Consider the following 17155-nt stretch of genomic DNA (forward strand, 5'->3'; position numbering starts at 1 on the left):
GGCGTTCCTGCTCGCGGCACCGAAGCTATGCGCCGGCGACTGACGGTGGTGTGCGTGGCGTGCGGGATCGATGGACAGTGCGTGCGGCGGTGGCGCGCGAGCGGTCGAGGTGACCGGCGGGGAAGGCGGCGCGCGGGGGCCCGGGGCACACTGTCGGCCGGCATGCCGCCGGGCACGGGCAAGCGGTCCGGGCCTGCCCTCGGACCGGACCGCTCACCGCGTGCTGCTCCTCGCTAGGCCGCTCGGCCCGCCGGGCGGAAGTTGATGCGTTCACGGATGACGGGGAAACCGGCCTTGGCGAAGTTCGCGGCCATGGGGAAGTTGGCCTGGTCCGTGGCTCCGCTGATGAACTCCGCGCCCTGCTCGACGAGGAGGTGGGTGCACTCCGCGAGGAGGTCGTAGGCGTAGCCGTGGCCGCGCTGTTCCGGGATGACTCCGATGAAGCCGATGGTCGGGCCGGAGGGGTTGTGGGCCGGGATGTGGATGCCGGCCAGGTCGCCCTCCGGCGTGTGTGCGGTCTGCCACCATTCCCGTGGGGAGGGGCACCAGTGGAAGAAGTCGAGTTCCTCCTGGGCGGCCTGGTCGAGGCCGCCCTCCTCGATGGCCCTGAGCGCGTGGGCGTCCAGGGTGGCGGAGTGGATGCGGCGCAACGCGTCGAAGAACACGGTGTCGTCGGGTTCGGCGCTGAAGCGCAGGCGTCCGGGCCGCTCGGGCAGACCTCGCTCCGGGGTCCAGCGGTACAGGAAGCGTTCCACCAGGAGTTCGTACCCTGCGGCTCGTGCGGCGGCGAAGCGGGCCTCGGCGCCGGCGCGCAGGTCGGTGTTCTCCCGCCAGCCGGCGGGTAGGTTGATCTCGAGTTCGACCTGCCAGGGAGCGGAGCGCAGGAGTTCGGCCCCGGCCTCTGCCTCGCCTTCGGCCACGTCGAACCAGTTGATGTTGACGGGCTCCGAGTCGTCGGGGCCGCCCCACCACGCGCCGCGTGCGACGACCTCGCCGTCGCGCAGGGCGACGCGCTTCCAGTCGGGGCGGAACCGGGTACGCCGATGGCCTTCACGGGCGCCCAGGGGGTCGGGGAGTGCGTCGAAGAGATGGGCGTCGCTCGCGGAGAGCGCGCGGATGACCGGATCGGTCATGGATTCCTCCGGGATACAGGCTGCTCGGAGCGCTCCCGGTCAGAACTGACGAACCACGCCGGGACAGCGGAAGAGGGAGCGCTGGAAAGGTGTGAACTGCACGGCACTCGCCTCCTTCCGTCCGTCTCAGGGCGTGAAGCCCCACGGTACGAGATCTTCTGCGGGTCCGTCCACGGATTTCCGCGCCCCTCGAAGGAGGGGTTCGCGGGACGATGCGGAGCGCCGTGGCGGGAGGGGGCGGAGGCTCAGGACTCTTCGGTCGCCGCGTCGCGGGAGGACCTCGCGGTCCTTCTTCTGCGGTGGATCACCACACCGCACACCGCGAGGAGGAGGGCGACGACCACGGCCACGCCGAGCGCCGTCCGTTCGGCGAACAGTCGCCCCAGGATCTCCAGCGCCCCGAGCCCGGCGGTCGCGTAGACCAGCGCCCAGGCCGCTCCGCCCACGAACAGTGCGGGAAGGTAGCGCGAGAGGGGCATCCGCATGCTGCCCGCGAGGAAATTGGCGGCGGTCTGGAAACCGACGGTCAGGAAGGAGACGGCCACCACGGGCGCGCCCCACCGCTGGATCGCCCGTTCCGCGCGCCGGAACCTGGGCGAGGAGACCCGCCCGGCGAGCCTGCTGCGCCGGGCACCGGCACCGGCCAGCCACCCCACGGCGAACGTTCCTCCGGCGCGCAGCAGGACGATGACGTAGAGGGCGGCGGCAGTGAGCGCGATCTTGTCCACGACGCCTCACCCGTCCCCTGCGTTTCCACCGCGGCGGCACCGGAACCCGAGCCTGACGCCGAGCCGGGCTCACCCGGCACAGCCAGGTTAACCGAACGGCCGTGCGCCGGGCACACGGCCCTGGACCCAGGGGCCCGCCACGCCTCTGACCTGCGGATTCCTCACGGAGACATGCGGGTCGTCCTCGTGGGCGGCGGGTCCGGAGCCGTACGCGTCCCTCGCCGAGCTGTGGCGGGACCGACGCCCGGAACTGCGGGAGGGCCTCGAAGGGGACGGCTCCCTGAGCGCTGTGGTGGCGCAGGCCTACTTCCTGTTCCTCGAAGGGGACATGGACGACGCGGTGATGGCGCTCGGTTCGGTCACGGGCGCGCGGCCCGACGTGGCGTGGGGCGCGGCGCCGTGGTTCGGCGACGCGCGTCTTCTCGACGCGGTGAGCGCCGAGGCGCTGGCCGAGGCGTGTCTGCGGACGCTGGACTACGGCCACGACCTGGACACCGACGCGATGCGCGCGCGGTTCGCGCCCTGGTTCCACGCCATCGAGGTGGTGTCCGCCCGCAGTCCCGTCCCGGAATCGCCGGCCGCCATGGCCCGGCTGCCCCGGGCCTGCGGCCGCTACGAGCTGTCCTTCGCCGAGGTCTCCCTGCGCGCGGCGGGCGCCGCGTACCGCGCACGCCTCTCCGGCTCGTCCGACGACCTGAAGGCCCTGATCGCCCTGGCGCCGGAGCTCGCGAACACCGCCTACCGGAACCTCCTGATCGACCACGCGTGCGCGGGGCCGAAGCTGCCGCGCAGACTCGTGGCCAAGGCCCGCCGCATCGCCGGGAACTGAGGAGGACCCGTCCCGGATCTAGCCGGCCACCGGTGTCACGCTGCCGTTGGGGCCGCAGCGGACGGTCCACGGAGTGGTGGGGGTGGCGGACGGGGTGAGGCGTTCGTGGATACGGATGTCGACCTGGGCGGCGGGGCGGTCGCCGGGGACGTGGGCGTGGGCGGCGGTGCAGGCGAGCTGGGCGACGGCGGTGACGTCGAGGTCGCCGCTGCTCACCGTGCGGGGTACGTAGAGGTCGACCGCACCCGAGGTGGTGGTGGCGGTGAGCTGGCCGGCCATGGGCGGGACCTGGGTGATCAGGCCGCGTTCGCGCTCGGCGGGGGTGGGGCCTTCCAGGAGGAGGTCGAGGGCCTGCTGCGGGCTGAGCGGGCGGTCGGTGGGGCGGTTGACCGCGCGCAGGCCGTACGGGCCGGCGAAGTAGAGCCGGGCCGTACGGGCCTCGGTGCCGGGCCGCTGGATGCCGGAGGCGGGGGCCCCGGCGGGGGTGGGGCCGGTGGGCGTGATGCCGCAGGCTGTGAGTGTGAGGGCGGTGAGGGCGACCACCAGGGCGCCGCCGGCACGGGTACGGGAGGTCATCGGGGTTCCGGCGGGGTCGGGTCGAGCGGGAGGGTCAGGGTGAAGACGGCTCCGGCGCCGGGGGCGTTGGCGGCCGTCAGGGTGCCGTCGTGCAGGAGGGCGTTCTCCCGGGCGAGGGCGAGGCCGAGGCCGCTGCCCTCGGAGCGGGCGCGGGCGGTGTCGGCCTTGTAGAAGCGGTCGAAGACATGGGGCAGGGCATGGTCCGGGATGCCCGGTCCGTGGTCGGTCACGGTGAGGACCGCCCGGTCCCGCTCGGCCCGGGCGCGCAGGGTGACGGGCGGGTGTCCGTGACGCAGGGCGTTGCCGACGAGGTTGGCCAGGATGACGTCGACGCGGCGGGGGTCGGCGTGGACGCGGACGGGGCCGGCGAGGTCGACGGTGACCCGCTCGTCGGTGTCCCAGCCGCGCAGGCGCAGGGTCTTGGCGATCAGCGTGCGCAGGTCGACGTGCTCGGTCCGCAGGGGCGCAGTCCTGGCGTCGAAACGGGAGACCTCCATGAGGTCCTCGATCATGCGGGCGAGGGTGCGGGTCTCGTCGCTGATGAGGCGGACCGCGTCGGCGGTGTCGGGCGGCAGGGTGCCGGAGGCGGCGTCCTCGTCGAGGACTCCCGTGACGGCGCTCATCGCCGCGAGCGGCGTGCGCAGTTCGTGGGCGACGTCGGCGGCGAAGCGGCGCGCGCCCGCCTCCATGCGGCGCAGTTCCGCGTCGTCCTTCTGCAGGGTGGCCGCCATGGCGTTGAAGGTGCGGGTGAGGTCGGCGAGTTCGTCGTGGCCGTCGGTCTCGAGACGGGTGCCCAGCTCGCCGGCGGCGATGCGTTCGGCGCCGTCGTGGAGTCGGCGCACGGGGCGCAGGACGCGGCGGGCGGCGAACAGGGCGGGGACGAGGGCGAGGGCGAGGGCGGGGACCGCTCCGGCCTGGGCGGCGGTGAGGAGGGCGGCGATGTCGGCCTGGTCGTCGTCGAGCGGGAAGGAGGCGTAGACGGTGAGTCCGGAGGACCTGTTCGTACGGTCCGGCGGCGGCGGGTCGTCGGCGGCGTCGGCTTCGGCTTCGGCTTCGGCTTCGGCGTACGCGACGGGCATGGCGAGCACGAGCCACGGGCGGCCGTCGTGGGCGATGCGCTGGTACGCGGCCTCGCCGTCCTCCCGTACCGCCCGGCGCAGTTCCGGTGGGAGCGGCGGGGTGGCGGGGGAGGCGGAGACCAGGGGGCCGTCCTGGTAGGAGGCGGCGGAGTGCCAGGTGCGGGCGCCGCCGGCCCGGTCGAGCTGGAGGGCCAGGGCCCGCAGGTCCTCGGTGCTGGGCGGGAAGGGCAGGCCGGGGGCGAGGGAGTCGAGCTGGGCACGCAGGTCGGCCACGGCGTCGTCCTGGGTGCGGTCAAGGATCGCGGAGCGGGCCTGGAGGAAGGTGAGCCCCGCCGTGAGCAGGGAGCCGAAGGCGACGGCGAGCAGGAAGGCGACCACGAGCCGTGCCCTCAGGCCGCGCGGGACGCGGAGCCGAAGTGTCATGTGACGGGCCCGAAGCGGTAGCCGAAACCGCGCACGGTCTGAACGTACGCGGGGGTGCGCGGGTCGTCCTCGATCTTGGCCCGCAGGCGCATCACACAGGCGTCGACGAGGCGCGCGTCGCCGTAGAAGGAGTGCTCCCAGACCTGCTCCAGGAGCTGCTGGCGGCTGTAGACCTGGCCGGGCTTGGCGGAGAGGAACAGCAGCAGCTTCAGTTCGGAGGGCGCGAGGGCGAGTTCCGTGCCGTTCTTGGACACGATGAGCGCCGTGCGGTCCACGGCCAGGTCCCGGTGGCGCTCCGCTCCCGTCTGGGCTGGCGCGTCGGTCTCGCCGCCCTGGCTGGGGGCGACCCTGCGCAGGACCGCCTTGATGCGGGCTTCGAGGACCTCGCTGCCGGCCGGTTTGACGATGTAGTCGTCGGCGCCGGCCTCGAGTCCGACGACCATGTCGATGTCGTCGCCGCGGGCGGAGAGGATGATGATCGGGACCTGCTTGCTCTCGCGGATGCGCCGGCACACCTCCAGGCCGCTCATCCCCGGCAGCATCAGGTCGAGCAGCACCAGGTCGGGGCGGTGGCGCTCCAGAGCGAGCAGGCCGGTCTCACCGCTGGCCGCGACCTCCACCTCGTGTCCCCGGCGCTTGAGCGCGAGGGTGACGCCCTTCTGGACGGCCAGGTCGTCTTCGATGAGCAGGACTCGTGCCATGGCGGGTGTGCTCTTCTCCCGTCTGCGGTTCCGGGGGCTTCGGTGTCGTTCGCCCGGGGGTGTTGTTCGACCAGGGTGCTCGAAGCGTATGACGGGAGATTCCGCTTTTCGTGATGAAACGATGACAGCCTGCCCTTCTCGCCGCTCTCGCTGGTTCCGTCGAGGGCATGGACTTCATCACCACCACTCCTTCCCCCGCCCGCCGGACCGTCGGTCTCGCCCTCGCGGCCACCGCGGCCGTCCTCGGTCTCACCGCCTGCCAGGGAGCCGCCGGCGGCCCCGACGCCACCAGCACCGGCACCGGCACCGGCACCGGCACCGGCACCGACGACACCAAGCCGCGCAGGCTGCTGTGGATGGGCGACTCCATCGGCGAGGCCGAGGCCCCCGCCCTCGCCGCCGCGATCACAGCGGGCGGGGCCGAGTTCGCCTCCATGGCCGCCGCGGGAGGCGGCGGTGTCATCGGCGAGATCGCCGCGCCCACCTGGGAGGAACTCCCGAAGAAACTCGCCTCGTTCAAGCCGGACGTGGTGGCCTACCAGATCACCACCTACGACTGGGGCACCGCCGCCGAACAGAGGGCCGGATACGAACGCCTGTCCAGGACCGTGAACGAGGCCGGGGCCGATCTGCTCATCGTCTCCGCGCCGCCCTTCAAGATCGACGACTTCTACGAGGAGCACGAGGCCGCCATCAGGACGGCCCCCGCCTCGGCGCGCGAGGTCGCCGACGAGCACCCGGACACCGTCCGCTTCCTCGACGCCGCCGCCCTGTGGGGAACCGACGCATCCGCCGCCAAGGCGCAGCGCAGCAAGGACGGCATCCACTCCTGTCAGCAGGGGTCGGCCGCCTTCGCCACCTGGTTCGGCAAGGAACTGGACAAGCGGTACTCCTTCGAGCCCGCTGCCCCGGACCAGTGGGCCAACGGGCCGTGGACCGGCGACCAGGTCTACGGCCGGCTCGGCTGCGCGTAGCGCCCGGCACGTCGACGGCGCGGCACTCGGCGCGCGCCCACCACACCCACGCCCGTACGCGAGACGGCTCCGGGACTTCCGCCTCGGAGCCGCCTCGTTCCCCCCTCCCCCCTCCCCCCTCCCCCCTCCCCCGAGGAAGATCCCTTGGTCACGCAGACGCCCGCCCCACACTCCCCCCGCCGCGCCCCCGCCGCCCCGGCCCCCGCCCGGGCACCGGCACGCTCCCACCACATCGCCGCCCTGGACGGTCTGCGCGGGCTGGCGGTCCTCGGCGTGCTGCTCTTCCACGCCGGCCACTTCGGCGGCGGATTCCTCGGCGTCGACCTCTTCTTCGTCCTGTCCGGCTTCCTCATCACCGGCCTGCTCCTGGGCGAGGCGCGGACCCGGAACGGCCGTATCGACCTGGCCGCGTTCTGGGGGCGGCGCGCCCGCCGCCTCGCGCCCGCCCTCGCCGTCATGGTCGCGGGCACCCTGCTCCTCGTCGGGGCGTTCGGCACGCCGTCCGTCGTACGGCAGGCCCTCGACGACACGCCCTGGGTCGTGGCCAACCTGGCCAACTGGCACTTCATCGCCGATCAGGTGGGCTACTGGCAGTCGTCCGACACGCAGGTCTTCAGCCACCTGTGGAGCATCGCGGTGGAGGAGCAGTTCTACCTCGTCTGGCCCCTGCTGATCGTCGTGCTCGCGCGCGGCGGCGGGGCGGGCTCGGGCGACCGGCGCGTGGCGGTCGCGGCCGCGACCGGGGCCGTCCTCTCCCTCGTCCTCATGGTCGCGCTCGCCGATCCGGTCGACACCACGCGGGTCTACGAAGGCACCGACACCCGCGCCTTCTCGCTGCTCCTCGGCTCGCTCATGGCCACCGAACCGGCCGCGCGGCTGCTCCGCCGTGCCGGTGAGCGCGCCGTCGGCCGGTGGAGTCTCGTCCTGGCGGCGGGAATCGCCGCGTACTGGTTCGCCGCTGACGGACAGCACTCCCCCGGTCTCTTCCACGGCGGGCTCTTCCTCCACGCCCTGGGCGCCGCCCTGCTCATCGCCTGCGTCGCCCGAGCCCCGCGCTCCCCTCTCGGCCGCGCCCTGGCCGTGCCGCCCCTGCGTGGCCTCGGCCTGATCTCGTACGGCCTCTACCTCTGGCACTGGCCGGTCTTCCTGCTGCTGACCGACGACCGGCTGGGCCTGACCGGCCGGCGCCGCACGGCGGTGCTGCTCGCCGTGTCCCTGGCCGCCGCGTGGCTCTCCAAGGTCCTGGTGGAAGACCCGATCCGGTTCCGCGCGCGCTGGTCCTACGGCCGGACCGGCGCCGCCGCCCTCCTCGCGGCCCTCCTCGCACTCGCCGCCCTGTGGGCCCTGACGCCGCGGCCCGCCGTCGGCGCCGGATCCGTCGACATCACCCGCCTGACCGCGGGAGCGCCTCCGCACCCGGCACCGGCGCCGCCGGCGGCGCCGGCACCGGCCTCGTCGTGGATCAGCGGGGCGACCGCGAGGCCGCTCGTCCCTTCATGAGCGCGGTGTACAGGAGCAGGGAGGCGGCGAGGCCGACGGCCCAGCCGTAGTCGGCGAGCGGCTTCAGGAAGGGGATCAGACCGTCCTCTGGGAAGGGTCCGGTGCCGGGGGCCGAGTGGGAGCCGCCGATGGCGAGGATGCCGCCGACGGCGAAGGCGAGGACGGCGGCCGGGTTCCAGCCGCCCCGGTACCAGTAGGGGCCGTCCGCGCGGTACAGCCCTTCGAGGTCGAGGACGGTGCGCCGGACGAGCCAGTAGTCGGCGATGAGGATGCCGGCCACGGTGCCGAGCAGCCCGCCGACGAGGCCGAGCCAGGTGAAGATGTACAGCTCGGGGGTGGAGGTGAGCTTCCACGGCATGATGACGACGCCGACGACTCCGGTGATCAGGGCGCCCTTGCGGAAGTCGACGAGCCGTGGCGCCAGGTTGGCGAGGTCGTACGCGGGCGAGACGACGTTCGCGGCGATGTTCACCGACAGGGTCGCCACCAGGACCGTGACCAGGGCGAAGAGCAGTCCGAAGACGTTGTCGGTCTTGGCGGCCAGTGCCACCGGGTCCCACACCGCCACCCCGTACACGGCCTGTGATCCGGAGGTGACCAGGACCGACAGCAGCGCGAAGAGGGTCATCGTGGTCGGCAGGCCGAGCGTCTGACCCCGGACCTGGGCGCGCTGTCCGGCGCCGAAGCGGGTGAAGTCCGGGATGTTGAGGCTGAGCGTGGCCCAGAACGCGATCATGCCCATCAGGGACGGGAAGAAGACCGGCCAGAAGTCCGCGCCCCAGCCCAGCTTCGAGGGCTGGTCGAGCAGCGGCCCGAAGCCGCCGGCCTTGACCGCGATCCAGCCGAGGAGGACGAGCGCGCCGACGATGACGAAGGGCGCGGCCCAGTTCTCGAAGCGGCGCAGCGCCTCCATGCCCCGGTGGATGATGGCCAGTTCGAGCGCCCAGAAGAGGACGAAGCAGAGCCAGAGCGTCCAGGGCCGGCCGGCGATCCGGTCCGCGTCGGCCCAGCCGCCGAAGGTCTTTCCGAGCAGGACGAAGACGCCCTGACCGCCGATCCAGGTCTGGATGCCGAACCAGGCACAGGCGACACCGGCACGGATCAGCGCGGGCAGGTTGGCGCCGCGCAGTCCGAAGGAGGCGCGGGCGAGGACCGGGAAGGGGATGCCGTACTTCGGACCGGCGTGCCCGGTGAGCAGCATCGGCAGCAGCACGATCACATTGGCGAGCGCGATGGTGACGACGGCCTGCACCCAGTCCATGCCGAGGGCGACCAGGCCCGAGGCGAGCATCCAGGAGGGGATGTTGTGGGCCATGCCGACCCAGAGGGCGGCGAAGTTGTACGTGGTCCAGCGGCGCTCGGCGACGGGGACGGGCAGGAGGTCGTCGTTGACGAAACGCGGGTCGGCCGGGGCCGTGCCGGGCGTGAGCTCGACACGGTCGTCGGCTGTCGCCGGTCTGTCGGAGGGGCTGGTGGCGGTCATGGCGGCGGAACCCTTCGGTCAGGGACGGGTCGGAAGGGCCGTGCGGGACGTGGGGGGTTCGGCTGCGGGAGCTGAGGGGTGATCGCGGCGATGTCGGTGACGGCGAACCGGTCGACGGCGAGTTCCTTCCCTTCCACCGCACCGCGGAATCGACGAAGGCGGTTCCTTGTGCACGAGCGCCGAGTGCGCTGACCTCTGGAGCCCACCCCGGCTCCGTAAGGGCCGGCTGGATCCCGTAAGGGTCGTTAAGAACGCGCTAGGAATCGCGTCCCTCCCCGCCGGGCGTGCCGCTCGGCCGCACGGGGGCGTGCGCCGGGTCGCGGGCGAGCTCCTCAGGGTCGCCGTGCCCGCGATCGGGCGGGAACCGCTGGTGACCTCGTGTGGTTCCCGGGGTCGGGGTGCGGGGGCCCAGGGCCGCTCCCGCCGTCATCCGTGGCCGCCGCCTGTCGCGTACGTCTGGAGAAAACCGCAGCTCAGGGGGGCTGTCGGGGGCCTTCCTGGCCGGGCCGGTCGGGCGGTGCGGCGGGTGGCGCTCACGGCGCCGCGCTCCGCCGCCGCGGATCCGTGGGGCGAAATTCTCCACAGGACGGCGGGGCGGGGACGGCGCCGTACACCGCGCGGAGACACCGCTGTGAGGGTGTCGGCGGCCCTGAGAGCTTGGTCGGGCGGCCCGTCCGGGCCGTCGCATACTCGTTGGTCGGCGCGGAGCCGTCGATGTGGTGACCGCACGCCCGTGTGCTCGAGCGAGGAAAGGTTGATGGGGGAGATGGCAGACCCTGGCGAGCAGGCTGTTCCCGAAGTGGTGGACAGTCCGGCCCTGCGGACGCAGCCGACCGGCGCCGTGGCCCGGTGGCTGCTGCGCCACCAGGTCCAGCCGGTGGGGCCGGCGGCCGGCGAAGCCCACGCACAGCCGCACGCCTGGTGGAAGGTCATGTGCCTGACCGGAGTCGACTACTTCTCCAGCCTCGCCTACGTGCCGGCCATCGCCGCGCTCGCGGCAGGGGCGGTCTCCCCGCTGGCGACACTGCTGATCGTGGCGCTCACCCTGCTCGGCATGCTGCCCATGTACCGCCGGGTGGCCCGTGAGAGTCCGCACGGGGCGGGGTCGGTGGCGATGCTGGAGGATCTGCTGCCGTTCTGGTGGGGCAAGCTCTTCGTCCTGGTCCTGCTCGGCTTCGTCGCCACCTCGTGGATCATCACGATCACCCTGTCCACCGCGGACGCCTCCGTCCACGTGGTCGAGAACCCCTTCTTCCCCGCGGCGCTGCACGGCCACGAGGTCGCGCTCACGGTGGCGTTGCTGCTGGTCCTCGGCGGTGTGTTCCTGCTCGGCTTCAGCGAGGCCGTCACCGTGGCGATCCCGCTGGTCGCCGTCTTCCTGGCGCTGAACGCGGTCATCATCGCCGTCGGCCTGGTCCATGTGGTCACCACTCCGGGAGCGTTCGCGGCCTGGACGGACGCCCTTGTCGGGGGTGGCGCCGGTTTCGGGGACCTGATGGCTCCGGCGCTCCTGGCGTTCCCGCTGCTCGTCCTGGGCCTGTCCGGCTTCGAGACCGGGGTGAGCATGATGCCGCTCGTGTCCGCCGAGGGCGCCGACGACGGGGCGCGGCTGCGCTCGCGGATCCGCAACACCCGCAAGCTGCTGACCACCGCAGCCCTGATCATGAGCGTCTACCTGCTGGCGGCGAGCTTCGTCACCACCGTCCTCATCCCGGAGAAGGAGTTCGCGCCCGGCGGGGCGGCCAACGGCCGCGCGCTGGCCTGGCTGGCGCACGAGCACGTCGGTGAGGCGTTCGGCACGGTCTACGACATCAGCACCATCCTGATCCTGTGGTTCGCCGGTGCGTCCGCCATGGCCGGACTGGTCAACATCGTGCCGCGGTACCTGCCGGGGTACGGCATGGCCCCGGAATGGGGCCGGGCGGTGCGGCCCGTGGTGCTCGTCTACACCGCCCTGTGCATCCTCATCACCATCGCCTTCGACGCCGACGTCGACGCCCAGGCCGGCGCCTACGCCACCGGGATCCTCGCCATGATGGTCTCCGGCGCCTTCGCCGTCACCATCTCCGTGGCGCGCTCCGGCCGCCGCCTGGTCGCGGCGGGCTTCGGACTGCTCACCGCGGTCCTGCTGTACGCCCTGGTCTACAACATCGTCGACAAGCCGGACGGCATCACCATCTCCGGCATCTTCATCGCCGGCATCATCCTCGTCTCGCTGGTCTCCCGCGTGTCCCGCACCACCGAACTGCGCGCCGACCGCATCGTCTTCGACCCGGCGGCCCGGCAGTTCATCACCGACACGCTCGCCCATGACGCCGCCATCAACATCATCGCCAACCGCCGCCAGGCCGGTGACGCCGCCGAGTACGGCGGGAAGGAGTCCGAGCAGCGCGGCACCAATCCGGTGCCGGGCCCGGCCGACGTGATCTTCCTGGAGATCGACGTGGTCGACCCCTCGGACTTCAGCGAGGCCCTCACCGTGCGCGGCGTCGAGGTCGACGGCTACCGGGTCCTGCGAGCGGAGGCACCGGCCGCCCCGAACGCCATCGCCGCCATCCTCCTGGCCCTGCGCGACACCACGGGCGTCAAGCCGCACTGCTACTTCGCGTGGGCCGAGGGCAGTCCGCTGCTGCACATGTTCCGCTACTTCCTCCTCGGCCGCGGCGACACCGCCCCCGTCACCCGGGAGATCATCCGCAAGCACGAACCCGATCCCGACCGCCGGCCGGGCATCCACGTCGGCGGCTGACGCCTACGACCGGGTGACCGGCCGGCTTCGCCGGCGCAGATCTCCGCCGGCTCGGGCCTTCACCGGCTCAGACCTTCGCCGCGGGTTCCGCGGCCGCCGGTTCGGCGGCCCGGGCCTCGAGGCCGCGGTGGTAACGGCGCAGCAGGAGCAGGGCGGTGGCGGCGAGCCCGGTGAGCAGGCCGAGCCAGACACCGGTGCTGTCGAGGCCGGTGAAGCGGCCGAGGAGCCAGGCGGCGGGCAGGCCGATGAGCCAGTAGCCGACGAGGGTGACGTGGAAGCCGCCCTTGGTGTCGTCCAGGCCGCGCAGCAGGCCGACGCCGATGTTCTGCGTGCAGTCGAAGAACTGCAGGACGGCGGCGATGAGGAGGAGGTCGGTGGCGATCGCGAGGGCCGTGGTCTCGTCCGGGGAGAGGAAGGGTCGCAGGACCAGTTCGGGGACGAGGAGGTAGACGGCGCCGACGACGGCCATGACGGCGGCGGCGCAGGCCAGGGCGGTGTTCTTCAGGCGGCGGGCGGCGTCGATCCGGCCGAGGGCGAGTTCCCGGCTGACGTTGATGGACGCGGCGTGGGACAGGCCGACGGCGATCTGGAAGACCAGGTAGACGAGCTGGTTGACGGCGGTGTGGGCGGCGAGGGCGGCGCTGCCGAAGGTGCCGACGATGAGGGCGACGACGAAGAAGAAGCCGGCCTCGGAACCGTACGTGGCGGCGATGGGGGTGCCCAGGCCGGTGAGACGGCGCAGGGTGCTCGGGCGGGTCTTCCAGACGCGGATGTCGAGGAGGGGGGCGAGGGTGGCGTCGCGGGCCGTGAAGGCGTACAGCGCCAGGCAGGTCAGCAGGTACACCAGGGACGTGGCCACGCCGATGCCGGCCAGGCCCAGCTCCGGGAGGATCCAGGTGCCGTGGATGAGGCCCCAGTTGAGGGCGGCGTTGACGGCGATGGACGCGAGGGTGATCTGGAGCAGCGCCTGGGGGCGGCGCATGCCGACGGTGAACTGCCTGATGGCCTGGAACCACAGGCAGGGGATCAGGCCCGGGGCCATGGCGTAGAGGACGGGCTTGGCCGCGTCGACGACGGAGGCGTCCTGGCCGAGCCAGGCGACGGCGTGGCCGATGAGGATCATGAGCACGGCGCCGGCGAGGCCGGCGAGGGTGGCCAGGGCGAGGGCGGCGCGGACGAGGTCGCGTACGTCCTCGGCGGCCTCGGCCCGTGCCGTGTCGGTGTCCGCCGCTTCGGCGCGGGCGGCCGCGGCGGCCACCTGGTTGCCGACGGCGGTGACCATGCCGACGCCCATGGTGCGGAGCTGGTTGAAGATGACCATGGCGAGGCCGCCGGCCGCGAGCGCCTCGGCGCCCATGAGGCCCATCATCACCGTGTCCGTCGTGGTCAGGGCGACCTGGGCGAACTGGGTGAGGGCGAGCGGCACGGCCAGGCCGGCGAGGGCCCGGCTGTCGGTCAGCAGGGTGCGTAGGGGTGTCGGCATCGGTCTCAGTTCCCGCGGAGCTTGGTGAGCAGTTCGTCGATCTCGCGCTCGACCGTGGGGTCGATGAGGTCGCGAGCGTTCATCCAGTCGTCGTTGAAGACGGTGTCCATGTACTTCTCCCCGCCGTCGTTGACGAAGGCGACCATAGTGGTCTCGGGCGGCAGCGCCGTCATCCGGGTCAGCGCCTCGTAGACGACACCGCCGGCGGAGCCGCCGATGAGCAGTCCGGTCTTGCGGGCGACGACGCGGGCGGTGGCGAAGGCTTCGACGTCGCCGACCTTGACGCCCTCGTCGATGAGGTCGAAGTCGACCAGGGCGCCGATGGTGGCGCCTTCGGGCGTGCCGGTGCCGGACTGGTAGTAGTCGTGGGCCGGGCCGCCGAAGGCGATGGATCCCTTCGGCTCGACGCCGACGATGCGGACGTCGGGGACGGTGCGGCGCAGTTCGAGGCCGGTGCCGCACAGGCCGCCGCCGGTTCCGACGGCGCCGATGAGGATGTCGACGCGGCCGTCGAGGGCGGCGGCCAGCTCTCTCCCGACGGCGTAGTAGCCGACGGCGTTGGCCGGATTGTTGTGCTGCTCGGTGAAGATGGCGTTGTCGTCCTCGTCGGCCATCTTCTCGGCGAGGTCCTCGCGGGCGGCGGTGGCGAGTTCCTCGGTGCCGTCGTCGACGACGTAGACGAGTTCGGTGCCCATGGCCTTCATGCCGCGCAGTTTGTCGGCGGCGGCGTGGTTGTCGACGACGGCCGTGAAGGTGTAGCCCCGTTCGGCGGCGATCACGGCGAGGCCGAGGCCGGTGTTGCCGGAGGTCGACTCGATGATGCGGCCGCCGGGGCGGAGTTCGCCGGCCGCCTCGGCGGCGTCGATCATGGCGCGGGCCATGCGGATCTTCGCGGTGCCGGTGGGGTTGAACTGTTCCAGCTTGAGCAGCAGCCGGCTGCCGTTCTCGGTGCGGCACAGCTCGAAGAGGGGCGTGTAGCCGATGAGGTCGGAGACGCGGCTGACGACGGCGGGGCGCATCAGGTCCTTGTGCATGAAGGGCTCCAGGGCTCCAGAGGGGAGGGAAGGTCAGGAGGGCGGGCGGCGGTCGAGCCGCCAGCGGACGCGTCCGTCTGCTTCGTCGAGGACGACCTTCGGGGGGAGGGAAAGGTCGTGGAAGGGCGACTCGTTGGAGTCCATCTGGTATCCGGCGGTGTTGGGGTAGACCAGGAGGTCGCCGGGGCGGGGTCGTACGGGGAAGGCGACCTTGCGCCAGGTGAGCATGTCCGACTCCAGGCAGGTCGCGCCGCCGACGCAGGCGCGTACCGGGGCGGTGTCCGGTCGCTCGCCGGGGTTGGGGAGGCCGGGGGCGCCCTCGCGCCGTTCGCCGGTGGTGAGGAGCACCGGGTCGGGCAGATATTCGCTGTTGAACCACTGCTCGGACAGGCTCAGGCTGGTGCCGTCCGCGGTGAGGATGGCGTAGCCGCTGCGCTCCTTGACGCCCTGGACGCGGAAGACGGTGCAGCCGGCCCGGTCCAGCAGAGCGCGGCCGGGTTCCATCAGGAGCGTGACGCCGGCCTCGCGGAGCCGGTCCGCGAGCGGGGCGCCGCCCCCGGAAGGCCGGGCGGCGAGGATGGCGCGCAGCGCGTCGGCGCCGGCGACGGGCGAGTGGTACGGGTAGAAGTCGGCGGGCGTGAAGGTCTTGCCGGCGTGGTAATCGCCGGGGCCCTGCTCCGCGAGGAACCGTTCCCAGTCGCCGGCCGCCGCGTAGTCGACGGCGAAGCCGCCGCCGATGCTGATCCGGTCGGCCGGCAGACCCATGGCGCGGGCCTTGAGGCACAGTTCGACGAGCTCGCCGGCGAGGTCGGCGCGGGGCTGGGTGGCGTACCCGGACAGGTGGAAGGAGAAGCCCTCCATCCGTACGGAGCCGACGGCGTCCGCGCACCGCTGGAGCGCCGTGGCCAGTTCGGCGTCGTCCAGGCCGAAGCGGCTGTGCGGCTGGGCCGGGGGCAGCCGGCGCAGCAGCAGCCGGGCCGGGCGGGTGACCGTGGTCAGCGCGACGATCCGGTCGAGTTCGTCGAGGGCGTCGACGGCGATCAGGCAGCCCTGGAGGACGGCGATGCGCAGCAGGTCGTCGGATTTCGCGGGTCCGGTCACCACGAGGTTCTCGCCGCGTACGCCGTGCCCGAGCGCCTCGCGCAGCTCGCCGAGGGACGCCACGTCGACACCGGTGCCGTTCACCGCGCACCGCTCGATCCAGGCGGCCGCCTTGTTGGCCTTCTTGGCGTAGTACACGTGGCCGTCGACGCCCGCCTCGTCGAGGGCGGTGCGGAAGGCGGCGACGTTGGCGTCGAAGCGTTCGGGCAGCAGCAGGTGGAAGGGGCCGCCGAAGGCGTGCGCCAGCTCGTGCGGCAGGTCGCCGGCCAGGATCGCGTCGAGCCGCGGATCGGGGTGGGCCGGCAGGCTCGGCGGGTTGGTCACTGCCACAGCGGCACCCGCGTTCCGGCGCCCTGGGCGAGGGCGAGCTGCGCGAAGCGGTGGCCGAGGGCGATGTCGGTGACGACGAGCCCGCTGTTGTACGCGAAGACGCTCTGGCCGGCGTCGGTGCGGCCGGACGCGCGGCCGGCGAGGACCTCGGGGAACTCGGCGTCGACCTCGCGCAGTTCGCCGTCGGCGTCGGCCATGTCGGTGCCGGTGACCTTCATCTGCGCGGCGCTGGTGGCGATGACCCGGTCGGCGCGGTGGAGCGTGGAGGGCGCGATGCCGTGGCCGACGAGGATGCACAGGGCGGCGGGCTTCAGCCAGTCGGCCTCGACCTCGGCCGGGGTGTTCGGGCCCGCGGTGGCGACGATCACGTCGGCCGCGCCGGCGGCGGCGCGCAGGTCGTCGACGATCTCGACCTCGCGGTCGGGGAAGTGGCTGTGGAGCTGCTCGCGTACGGCGCGTATCCCGTCGGGGTGGGTGCCGTAGACCATGAGGCGGTCGAGCCGGGGCAGGGTGGTGAGGAGGAACGGCAGGGCGAGGCGGCCCTGGGTGCCGGTGCCGATGACCAGGGCGGTGCGGCTGTCGGGCGCGGCGAGCTCGCGGGCGAGCAGGGCGGAGACGGCCGGGGTGCGCAGGGAGCCGATGCGGCCGCAGTCCATCATGGCGACGGGCAGGCCGGTGACGTCGTCGTAGATCGTGAGCGCGGTGTAGTAGTGCTGCTTGTCGCGCTCCTCGTGCAGCCCGTGCTTGTACGAGGTCTTGATGGCGACGACGTCGCGCACGCCGTCGCGGCCGAGCATCGCGTACGAGACGGAGTGGCCGTCGGCGGGCTTGACCGTCAGCTTGCGGGGGTTGTCCGACTGCCCGGCGGCGAGGGTGCGGTACGCCTGCTCGACGACGTCGACGACGTCGGTCAGCGTGATGTCGATGCCCGCGATGTCACTGGTGCTGAGCACGCACAGGCTCTTGTCGGCCGCGAGTTCGGTGCTGGCGGTCATGGGAGTCCCCTTCGTCCGGTGGTTGTCCGTGGGATGG

General features: G+C 72.8%; 14 protein-coding genes. 4 read left to right on the top strand and 10 right to left on the bottom strand.

Annotated features, from left to right (window positions below):
• Positions 1-233 precede the first annotated feature (233 nt).
• Both ACFY7C_RS05930 and ACFY7C_RS05935 read right to left on the bottom strand, forming a co-directional pair.
• Complete coding sequence (locus tag ACFY7C_RS05930; RefSeq protein WP_389644341.1) at positions 234-1133, bottom strand: GNAT family N-acetyltransferase; 900 nt, start codon at positions 1131-1133, stop codon at positions 234-236.
• A 245-nt stretch (positions 1134-1378) separates the two neighbouring features.
• A complete protein-coding gene (locus ACFY7C_RS05935) occupies positions 1379-1861 on the bottom strand; it encodes a DedA family protein (RefSeq protein WP_389644343.1) in 483 nt (160 codons plus the stop codon).
• Between the two features lie 289 nt (positions 1862-2150).
• Between ACFY7C_RS05935 and ACFY7C_RS05940 the strand changes: the two genes are divergently transcribed.
• Positions 2151-2690: a hypothetical protein gene (locus tag ACFY7C_RS05940; protein ID WP_389644345.1), complete on the top strand. Its 540-nt coding sequence runs from the start codon at positions 2151-2153 to the stop codon at positions 2688-2690.
• A gap of 18 nt (positions 2691-2708) precedes the next feature.
• Here the strand turns inward: ACFY7C_RS05940 and ACFY7C_RS05945 are convergent, their stop codons facing one another.
• Genes ACFY7C_RS05945 through ACFY7C_RS05955 form a run of 3 tightly spaced genes read right to left on the bottom strand, consistent with a single transcriptional unit; the run spans position 2709 to position 5469 of the window.
• Positions 2709-3266 (bottom strand): hypothetical protein, encoded by a 558-nt coding sequence (locus ACFY7C_RS05945; protein ID WP_389644347.1) that lies wholly within the window; start codon positions 3264-3266, stop codon positions 2709-2711.
• Positions 3263-4768, bottom strand: a complete 1506-nt coding sequence (locus tag ACFY7C_RS05950; RefSeq protein WP_389644350.1) for a sensor histidine kinase — start codon at positions 4766-4768, stop codon at positions 3263-3265. Before ACFY7C_RS05950 ends, ACFY7C_RS05945 begins: the two co-directional genes overlap by 4 nt.
• Complete coding sequence (locus tag ACFY7C_RS05955) at positions 4765-5469, bottom strand: response regulator (RefSeq protein ID WP_389644353.1); 705 nt, start codon at positions 5467-5469, stop codon at positions 4765-4767. Before ACFY7C_RS05955 ends, ACFY7C_RS05950 begins: the two co-directional genes overlap by 4 nt.
• 167 nt (positions 5470-5636) lie before the next feature.
• Between ACFY7C_RS05955 and ACFY7C_RS05960 the strand changes: the two genes are divergently transcribed.
• Together ACFY7C_RS05960 and ACFY7C_RS05965 are read left to right on the top strand one after the other, a co-directional pair.
• The gene (locus ACFY7C_RS05960) at positions 5637-6443 is read left to right on the top strand and encodes an SGNH/GDSL hydrolase family protein (protein ID WP_389644356.1); all 807 of its coding nucleotides are present in this window, start codon (positions 5637-5639) and stop codon (positions 6441-6443) included.
• 144 nt (positions 6444-6587) lie between these two features.
• On the top strand, positions 6588-7943 hold the full coding sequence (locus tag ACFY7C_RS05965; protein ID WP_389644359.1) for an acyltransferase family protein: 1356 nt from the start codon (positions 6588-6590) through the stop codon (positions 7941-7943).
• On the opposite strand, the gene ACFY7C_RS05970 is transcribed toward ACFY7C_RS05965, so the two are convergent.
• Complete coding sequence (locus tag ACFY7C_RS05970) at positions 7906-9426, bottom strand: NCS1 family nucleobase:cation symporter-1 (protein WP_389644361.1); 1521 nt, start codon at positions 9424-9426, stop codon at positions 7906-7908. The genes ACFY7C_RS05965 and ACFY7C_RS05970 overlap by 38 nt on opposite strands.
• Before the next feature lie 766 nt (positions 9427-10192).
• Between ACFY7C_RS05970 and ACFY7C_RS05975 the strand changes: the two genes are divergently transcribed.
• Complete coding sequence (locus ACFY7C_RS05975; RefSeq protein ID WP_389644364.1) at positions 10193-12175, top strand: amino acid transporter; 1983 nt, start codon at positions 10193-10195, stop codon at positions 12173-12175.
• 67 nt (positions 12176-12242) lie between these two features.
• On the opposite strand, the gene ACFY7C_RS05980 is transcribed toward ACFY7C_RS05975, so the two are convergent.
• Genes ACFY7C_RS05980 through ACFY7C_RS05995 form a run of 4 tightly spaced genes read right to left on the bottom strand, consistent with a single transcriptional unit; the run spans position 12243 to position 17118 of the window.
• Complete coding sequence (locus ACFY7C_RS05980) at positions 12243-13658, bottom strand: MATE family efflux transporter (protein WP_389644367.1); 1416 nt, start codon at positions 13656-13658, stop codon at positions 12243-12245.
• 5 nt (positions 13659-13663) lie between these two features.
• Entirely contained in the window at positions 13664-14692 is a 1029-nt protein-coding gene (locus tag ACFY7C_RS05985) for a cysteine synthase family protein (protein ID WP_389644370.1), read from the bottom strand.
• A gap of 33 nt (positions 14693-14725) precedes the next feature.
• Complete coding sequence (locus tag ACFY7C_RS05990) at positions 14726-16123, bottom strand: Y4yA family PLP-dependent enzyme (protein ID WP_389644372.1); 1398 nt, start codon at positions 16121-16123, stop codon at positions 14726-14728.
• The gene (locus tag ACFY7C_RS05995) at positions 16114-17118 is read right to left on the bottom strand and encodes an ornithine cyclodeaminase family protein (RefSeq protein ID WP_389644374.1); all 1005 of its coding nucleotides are present in this window, start codon (positions 17116-17118) and stop codon (positions 16114-16116) included. The genes ACFY7C_RS05990 and ACFY7C_RS05995 overlap by 10 nt, the downstream gene beginning before the upstream one ends.
• Positions 17119-17155 lie beyond the last annotated feature (37 nt).

Origin of the sequence: Streptomyces sp. NPDC012769 (assembly GCF_042901205.1) — a bacterium.
Lineage (GTDB): Bacteria > Actinomycetota > Actinomycetes > Streptomycetales > Streptomycetaceae > Streptomyces.

Coding starts and splice junctions, on each gene's coding strand:
- ACFY7C_RS05945 (WP_389644347.1), bottom strand. CDS start 3,266: ATGACCTCCCGTACCCGTGCCGGCGGCGCCCTGGTGGTCGCCCTCACC.
- ACFY7C_RS05930 (WP_389644341.1), bottom strand. CDS start 1,133: ATGACCGATCCGGTCATCCGCGCGCTCTCCGCGAGCGACGCCCATCTC.
- ACFY7C_RS05985 (WP_389644370.1), bottom strand. CDS start 14,692: ATGCACAAGGACCTGATGCGCCCCGCCGTCGTCAGCCGCGTCTCCGAC.
- ACFY7C_RS05960 (WP_389644356.1), top strand. CDS start 5,637: ATGGACTTCATCACCACCACTCCTTCCCCCGCCCGCCGGACCGTCGGT.
- ACFY7C_RS05970 (WP_389644361.1), bottom strand. CDS start 9,426: ATGACCGCCACCAGCCCCTCCGACAGACCGGCGACAGCCGACGACCGT.
- ACFY7C_RS05955 (WP_389644353.1), bottom strand. CDS start 5,469: ATGGCACGAGTCCTGCTCATCGAAGACGACCTGGCCGTCCAGAAGGGC.
- ACFY7C_RS05950 (WP_389644350.1), bottom strand. CDS start 4,768: ATGACACTTCGGCTCCGCGTCCCGCGCGGCCTGAGGGCACGGCTCGTG.
- ACFY7C_RS05995 (WP_389644374.1), bottom strand. CDS start 17,118: ATGACCGCCAGCACCGAACTCGCGGCCGACAAGAGCCTGTGCGTGCTC.
- ACFY7C_RS05980 (WP_389644367.1), bottom strand. CDS start 13,658: ATGCCGACACCCCTACGCACCCTGCTGACCGACAGCCGGGCCCTCGCC.
- ACFY7C_RS05975 (WP_389644364.1), top strand. CDS start 10,193: ATGGCAGACCCTGGCGAGCAGGCTGTTCCCGAAGTGGTGGACAGTCCG.